7 protein-coding genes are annotated in these 6,409 nt (G+C 70.4%); 6 read left to right on the top strand and 1 reads right to left on the bottom strand.

What is annotated here, in order from left to right; all coding sequences use genetic code 11:
- The 6 genes from G3N92_RS29110 to G3N92_RS29135 form a co-directional block, all read left to right on the top strand.
- Positions 1-494 (top strand): nucleotide-binding domain containing protein (locus G3N92_RS29110; protein ID WP_277396209.1); only part of this gene is annotated, 494 nt, incomplete at its 5' end.
- The gene (locus tag G3N92_RS29115) at positions 491-1,129 is read left to right on the top strand and encodes an aldolase (protein ID WP_206131032.1); all 639 of its coding nucleotides are present in this window, start codon (positions 491-493) and stop codon (positions 1,127-1,129) included. The genes G3N92_RS29110 and G3N92_RS29115, both read left to right, overlap by 4 nt.
- Before the next feature lie 100 nt (positions 1,130-1,229).
- On the top strand, positions 1,230-2,546 hold the full coding sequence (locus G3N92_RS29120) for an MFS transporter (RefSeq protein WP_206131033.1): 1,317 nt from the start codon (positions 1,230-1,232) through the stop codon (positions 2,544-2,546).
- Positions 2,547-2,630: 84 nt separating this feature from the next.
- Positions 2,631-3,407 (top strand): 2-oxo-tetronate isomerase, encoded by a 777-nt coding sequence (otnI, locus tag G3N92_RS29125; RefSeq protein WP_206131034.1) that lies wholly within the window; start codon positions 2,631-2,633, stop codon positions 3,405-3,407.
- A gap of 38 nt (positions 3,408-3,445) precedes the next feature.
- A complete protein-coding gene (gene denD, locus G3N92_RS29130) occupies positions 3,446-4,417 on the top strand; it encodes a D-erythronate dehydrogenase (protein ID WP_206131035.1) in 972 nt (323 codons plus the stop codon).
- 120 nt (positions 4,418-4,537) lie between these two features.
- Positions 4,538-5,728, top strand: coding sequence for an FAD-binding oxidoreductase (locus G3N92_RS29135; protein ID WP_206131036.1), 1,191 nt, complete (start codon positions 4,538-4,540; stop codon positions 5,726-5,728).
- A gap of 170 nt (positions 5,729-5,898) precedes the next feature.
- Here G3N92_RS29135 and G3N92_RS29140 read toward each other — a convergent pair.
- Positions 5,899-6,409: TolC family protein (locus G3N92_RS29140; protein ID WP_206131037.1), on the bottom strand; the 511-nt coding region annotated here is incomplete at its 5' end.

Raw genomic sequence — 6,409 nt, forward strand, 5'->3', positions numbered from 1 at the left:
CCGGCAGCGCGTCGAAGGCCACCAACGCGCAGGTCGCGCACTGGCGCGACGCGCAGCGCCCGGCGTTCCGCATCGATCCGCTCGCCGTCGCGAACGGCGAGGCGGTGGCCGAGGCCGCGCTCGCCTTCGCCGATCGGCACCTGCCCGAACCGGTGCTGATCTACGCAACGGCCACGCCCGACGAAGTGAAAGCAGTGCAACGACAACTCGGCGTGGAGGCGGCCGGCGCGCTGGTCGAGCGCACGCTGGCCGACATCGCGCGCGGCTTGCAGGCGCGCGGCGTACGCCGCTTCGTGGTGGCGGGCGGCGAAACCTCGGGCGCGGTGGTGCAGGCGCTCGACGTGCGCGCGCTGCAGATCGGCGCGCAGATCGATCCGGGCGTACCGGCCACGGCCACCCTCGACGGCCAGTTCGCGCTGGCGTTGAAGTCGGGCAATTTCGGCGCCGTCGATTTCTTCGACAAGGCCCTCAAGCAACTGGAGCAGCTCGGATGAGCCAAGAAAGCACCCTGCGCGACACCATCTGCGACGTCGGCGCGAGCCTGTTCGCGCGCGGCCACGCCGTCGGCACCGCCGGCAACATCAGCGCGCGGCTCGACGACGGCTGGCTGATCACGCCCACCGACGCGTGCCTCGGCCGGCTCGATCCGGCCCGCATCGCCAAGGTCGACCTGAGCGGCCACCAGGTGTCGGGCGACAAGGCGTCGAAAACGCTGGCCCTGCATCGCGGCATCTACGATCGCAATCCCGAATCGCGCGGCGTGGTGCACACGCACTCCACGCACCTGGTGGCGCTGACGCTCGCGGGCGTATGGCAGAACGAGGACGTGCTGCCGCCGATCACGCCGTATTACGTGATGAAGGTCGGCCATATTCCGCTGATCCGCTACCGCCGCCCCGGCGATCCGGCCGTGGCCGCCGAAGTGGCCGAGCTGGCGGCGCGCGTGCGCGGCGTGCTGCTCGAACGGCTCGGGCCGGTGGTGTGGGCGCCGTCGGTCGAACAGGCGTCCGCCGTGCTGGAGGAGCTGGAGGAAACGGCGCGGCTCTGGCTGATGACGAACCCGAAGCCCGCGCCGCTCGATGCGGCCGCGCTCGACGACCTGCGCAGCACCTTCGGCGCGCGCTGGTAACACCGGCGCAACGGCGGCCAGCGGATCCCGCGGGCCGCCGCGCCACCCAACGACGCGCGATCCGAATCGCGCGCGACAGACACCATACGGAGACGACACCATGACACCGCATCCCGCCGCGCCGGCCGCCGCCCAGGCCAGCCCCACCGAGCTCGACACCACCTATAAAAAGGTCTTCTGGCGCATCATGCCGTTCCTGATGCTCTGCTACGTGGTGGCCTATCTCGACCGCGTCAACGTCGGCTTCGCGAAGCTGCAGATGTCGCAGGATCTCGCGTTCAGCGAGACGGTGTTCGGCCTCGGCGCGGGCATCTTCTTCGTCGGCTATTTTTTGTTCGAACTGCCAAGCAACCTGCTGATGCACAAAATCGGCGCGAAGATCTGGATCGCGCGGATCATGATCACCTGGGGCCTGCTGTCGGCGCTGTTCGCGTTCGTCAAGACGCCCACCCAGTTCTACGTGCTGCGCTTCCTGCTCGGCCTGGCCGAGGCCGGCTTCTATCCGGGCGTGATCCTGTACCTGACCTACTGGTTCCCGTCACACCGGCGCGCCAAGGTGATCGCGGTGTTCATGTCGGCGATTCCCGTCTCGGGCATCTTCGGCAATCCGCTGTCGGGCTGGATCATGGGCCGCTTCCACGGCGGCTCGGGCTTCCACGGCTGGCAATGGATGTTCATGCTCGAAGCCGTGCCGGCCGTGCTGGTGGGGATCGCGACGATCTTCTATCTCGACAACGGCATCGACAAGGCCAAGTGGCTCGACGCGCGCGAAAAGAAGCTGCTGCAGGACGACATCGCCGCGCAGCCGCACCTGCAATCGAAGGAAAAGCATTCGCTGCGCCAGGTGTTCGCCGACAAGCGCATGTGGTGGATGTCGCTGATCTACTTCAGCTTCGTGACGGGCCAGTACGGCCTGACGTTCTGGATGCCCACGCTGGTGAAATCCACCGGCATTCAGGATAACTTCACGATCGGCCTGCTGTCGGCCATCCCGTTCCTGGTGGCGATCGTCGTCATGAACCTGTTCGGCTACAGCTCGGACAAGCGCCGCGAGCGCCGCTGGCACCTGATCGTGCCGGCCACCATGGGCGCGATCGGCTTCGCCGTGGCCGCGCTGTTCCCGCACAATACCGCCGTGTCGATCGTGTTCCTGTCGATCGCGGCCGGCGGCGTGCTGACCTGCGCGCCGCTGTTCTGGTCGCTGCCCACCGCGTTCATGGCGGGCAGCGCCGCCGCCGCCGGGATCGCCATCATCAACTCGGTCGGCAACCTCGCGGGCTTCGCCAGCCCCTACCTGATCGGCTATCTGCGCGACGCCACGCACAGCACGGCGTCCGGCATGTATATGCTGGCCGGCATGCTGGTGATCGGCGCGCTTGCCGTCTGGCTGACGCCCGCGAAACTCGTGAACCGCTGATTTCGCCGATTCTTCGCCGCCGCGCGGTGTCGCTCCCGCGACGCGCGCGGCGCCGCTTCCCTCCCTTTTGACGGAACCGCCGCCATGCCACGCTTCGCCGCGAATCTTTCGATGATGTACACCGAGCACCCGTTCCTCGAGCGCTTCGCCGCCGCCGCGCGCGACGGGTTCAAGGCCGTCGAATACCTGTTTCCCTACGAGTTCGACGCCGCCGAGCTGAAGGCGCGCCTGGCCGACGCCGGCCTCGTGCAGGCGCTGTTCAACGCGCCGCCGGGCGACTGGGCCGCCGGCGAACGCGGGTTCGCCGCGCTGCCGGGCCGCGAGGAGGAATTCCGCCGCGCCGTGGGCACTGCGCTCGACTACACCCGCACCATCGGCAACGACAAGCTGCACGTGATGGCCGGCCTGGTGCCCGCCGGCGCCGACCGCGCGCGCCACCGCGACACGTACGTGCGCAATCTGGCCTACGCGGCGGAAGCCGCGCGCGCCGCCGGCCTGCTGGTGGTGATCGAGCCGATCAATACGCGCGACATGCCCGGCTATTTCCTGAACCGCCAGGACGACGCGCAGGCGATCTGCCGCGAAGTGGGCGCGCCGAACCTGCGCGTGCAGTTCGACTGCTATCACTGCCAGATCGTCGAGGGCGACGTGACGATGACGCTGCGCCGCGATTTCGCGGGCGTCGGCCATATCCAGATCGCCGGCGTGCCCGACCGCCACGAGCCGGACCTCGGCGAGCTGAACTATCCCTACCTGTTCGAGCAGATCGACGCGCTCGGCTACGACGGCTGGATCGGCTGCGAATACCGCCCGAAGGCCGGCACGTCCGACGGCCTCGGCTGGCTGCGCCCGTACCTGTAAGCGCGCCGCTCCCCTCGACCCCTCGACGAGACACCACCATGAAAGTCCTGATCACCGGCGGCGCCGGCTTCCTCGGCAAGCGCCTCGCCACCCAACTGCTGGCCCGCGGCGAACTGGCCGGCCCGAACGGCGCGCGCGAGCGCATCGACGAACTGCTGCTGCTCGACGTGGTCGAGGCGGCCGGCTTCGACGACCCGCGCGTGACGACGCTGGTCGGCGACATCGCCGATCGCGCCGTGCTCGAGCGCGCGATCGACACGCAAACGGGCGCGATCTTCCATCTGGCCGCAATCGTCAGCGGCCAGGCCGAAGCCGATTTCGAACTCGGCATGCGCATCAACCTGGACGCCTCGCGCACGCTGCTCGACGTGTGCCGCGCGCTCGGCCACGCACCGCGCGTGGTGTTCACGAGCTCGGTGGCCGTATACGGCGGCGCGCTGCCCGACGTGGTGCTCGACGACACGGCGCTGAATCCGCAATCGTCGTACGGCGCGCAGAAGGCGATCGCCGAGCTGCTGCTGTGCGACTACGCGCGGCGCGGCTTCGTCGACGGCCGCGTGCTGCGCCTGCCGACCATCAGCGTGCGCCCGGGCCGCCCGAACGCGGCCGCCTCGTCGTTCGCCAGCGGCATCATCCGCGAGCCGCTGAACGGCGAGGACGCCGTGTGCCCGGTGCCGCTCGACACGCGCCTCTGGCTGCTGTCGCCGCGCCGCGCCGTGGAAGCGCTGGTGGCCGGCTGCGAGCTCGACGGCGCGGCGCTCGGCAAGCGCCGCGTGATCAACCTGCCCGGCATATCGGTCAGCGTGGGCGAGATGATCGACGCGCTGCGCGAGGTGGCGGGCGACGCGCCGGTCGCGAAGATCCGCCACGAGATCGACCCGCGCGTGGTGGCGATCGTGGGCAGCTGGCCGGGCCGCTGGGACACCACGCGCGCCGAATCGCTCGGCCTCGCGGGCGACACAGCGTTCGCCGACGTGATTCGCGCCTATCTCGAGGACGATCGCGGCTGAAGCCGCGCAAGCCGCCTGAAAGGACGCCCGGGGCGGCGAGCGGTTAGGATAGCGGGACCATCGAACGCAGCGGCGGGCAAGCCCCGGTGGCTCCCGCCGCGCTCTTCCCGGGCTTCCATCATGCAAACTCATCGTCCCCGTATCGCGGTCGTGGGCGGCGGCGTCATCGGCCTCGCCATCGCGCGATCGCTGGCCCTGCTGGGCGCGGGCGTGACCGTCTTCGAGCAGAAACGCCTCGGCAGCGGCACCAGCAGCACCAGCTTCGCCTGGATCAACTCCAACGGCAAAAGCCCCGCCAGCTATCACGCGCTGAACTGCGCCGGCATCGCGGAACATGCGACGCTGCAGCAGCAATGCCGCACCGAGGCGCGCTGGTTCGACGCCTGCGGCACGTTCGAGTGGGCCGGCGACGCCACCCAGCAGCAACAGCTCCGCGATCGCGCCGCCAAGCTGCAGGCGCTCGGCTATCCGGCCGTGGAAGTCTCGCCCGCGTTCGTGCGCGCGCGCATCCCCGAACTGAAACTGGACGACGCGCAGGCGCCCGTCTGGCATTTCCCGTCCGAAGGGCTGATCGCGCCGTCGATCCTGATGGCGCATCTGTGGGCCGACGCGCGCGCGGCCGGCGCGCTGGCGCACGAACACACGGAAGTCCGCGCGATCGACGAACGCGACGACGGCGTGACGCTGGCGCTGGAATCGGGCGAGCGCTGGACGGGCGACCACTGCGTGCTGGCCACCGGCCGCTGGACGACGAAGCTGGCCGCCACGTTCGGCGTGGGCCTGGCGATGGTGGACGCCGAACGCAAGGACCGGATCGCCTGCGGCTTCCTCGCCTCGACCGATCCGCAACTGGTGCAGTTGCACAGCAACCTGATCGGCCCCGATCTGAACGTGCGCCCCGACGGCGGCGGCCGGCTGCTGCTGCAGGCCACCGATCTCGACGATCAGGCCGATCCGGCCAATCCGCCCGCGCTCGACAGCGACATCGCCCGCGAACTGCTGCACCGCCTGCACGGCTGGTTCGGCAACACCGGCGGCGCACGCATCGAGCGGATCGTGGTGGGCCAGCGCTCGCGGCCGGCCGACGGGCTGCCGGCGATCGGCTTCGTCACGCCGAAGCGGCGCGCCTACGTGGCGGCCACCCACAGCGGCATGACGCTCGGCCCGCTGCTCGGGCGGCTGATCGCCGACGAGCTGATCACGGAACGCCGCGACGCGCTGCTCGCCGATTTCGCGCCGGATCGCCTGATCGGCCGCGACGCCAGCGAATTCTCGCCGATCGCGACGATCCGTTTTCCAGCGGAGCAGTAACGCGGCGTTGGGGCAAGGCTGGCTCGCCCCGGCATGCCAACACCGAGTGTGTTGCCGCGTTGTGTATCCCTTGCCGGGGCCGCGCTTCGGCATGCCGCCGCGCCGCTCGCCGCTCGCCGAAGCCGGCCTTCAGCGCGCCAGGCCCAGCATCGCCGGCGAGGCCCCGCCGCTCAGCGCGCCCCAGCCCCCTTCATCTGCGCATCGAAGCGTTCGCGCGCGACGCGATCCGCCGCGCTCGCGCGCGCCTGCGCATCGCTCCAGCCGCCGCCCAGCGCCTGGAACAGCGCCACCTGCGCGCGCGACACGCCGGCCTGCGCCGACACGCGCTGCGCCCGCACGCCGACCAGCGAGCGCTGCGCATCGAGCAGGTTCAGATAGGCCACCGCGCCGTGCCGGTAGAGCCGCTCGGTTTCGGCCAGCAGCGCGACATCGGTTTTCTCGGTGTCGGCCAGCGCGGCGTCGTATTCGAGCGCGTGCGCGTAGGCATCGAGCGCCGTATCGGTTTCCTTCACCGCCACCAGCACCGTCGCGTCGTAATGCGACAGCGCCGCGCGCGCGGCCGCCTGCTGGCCGCGCGCCTGCGCGAGCGCCACCTCGACGTTCGGGAAATTCCATTGCAGCAGCGGCCCGAGCTGCCAGGTGCGCCCGCTCGCCTGGAACGCGCCGGCCACGGTGGCGCCC

This window comes from Burkholderia sp. Ac-20379, assembly GCF_017104645.1.
Classification (GTDB): Bacteria; Pseudomonadota; Gammaproteobacteria; order Burkholderiales; family Burkholderiaceae; genus Burkholderia.

Coding starts and splice junctions, on each gene's coding strand:
- G3N92_RS29115 (WP_206131032.1), top strand. CDS start 491: ATGAGCCAAGAAAGCACCCTGCGCGACACCATCTGCGACGTCGGCGCG.
- G3N92_RS29120 (WP_206131033.1), top strand. CDS start 1,230: ATGACACCGCATCCCGCCGCGCCGGCCGCCGCCCAGGCCAGCCCCACC.
- otnI (WP_206131034.1), top strand. CDS start 2,631: ATGCCACGCTTCGCCGCGAATCTTTCGATGATGTACACCGAGCACCCG.
- denD (WP_206131035.1), top strand. CDS start 3,446: ATGAAAGTCCTGATCACCGGCGGCGCCGGCTTCCTCGGCAAGCGCCTC.
- G3N92_RS29135 (WP_206131036.1), top strand. CDS start 4,538: ATGCAAACTCATCGTCCCCGTATCGCGGTCGTGGGCGGCGGCGTCATC.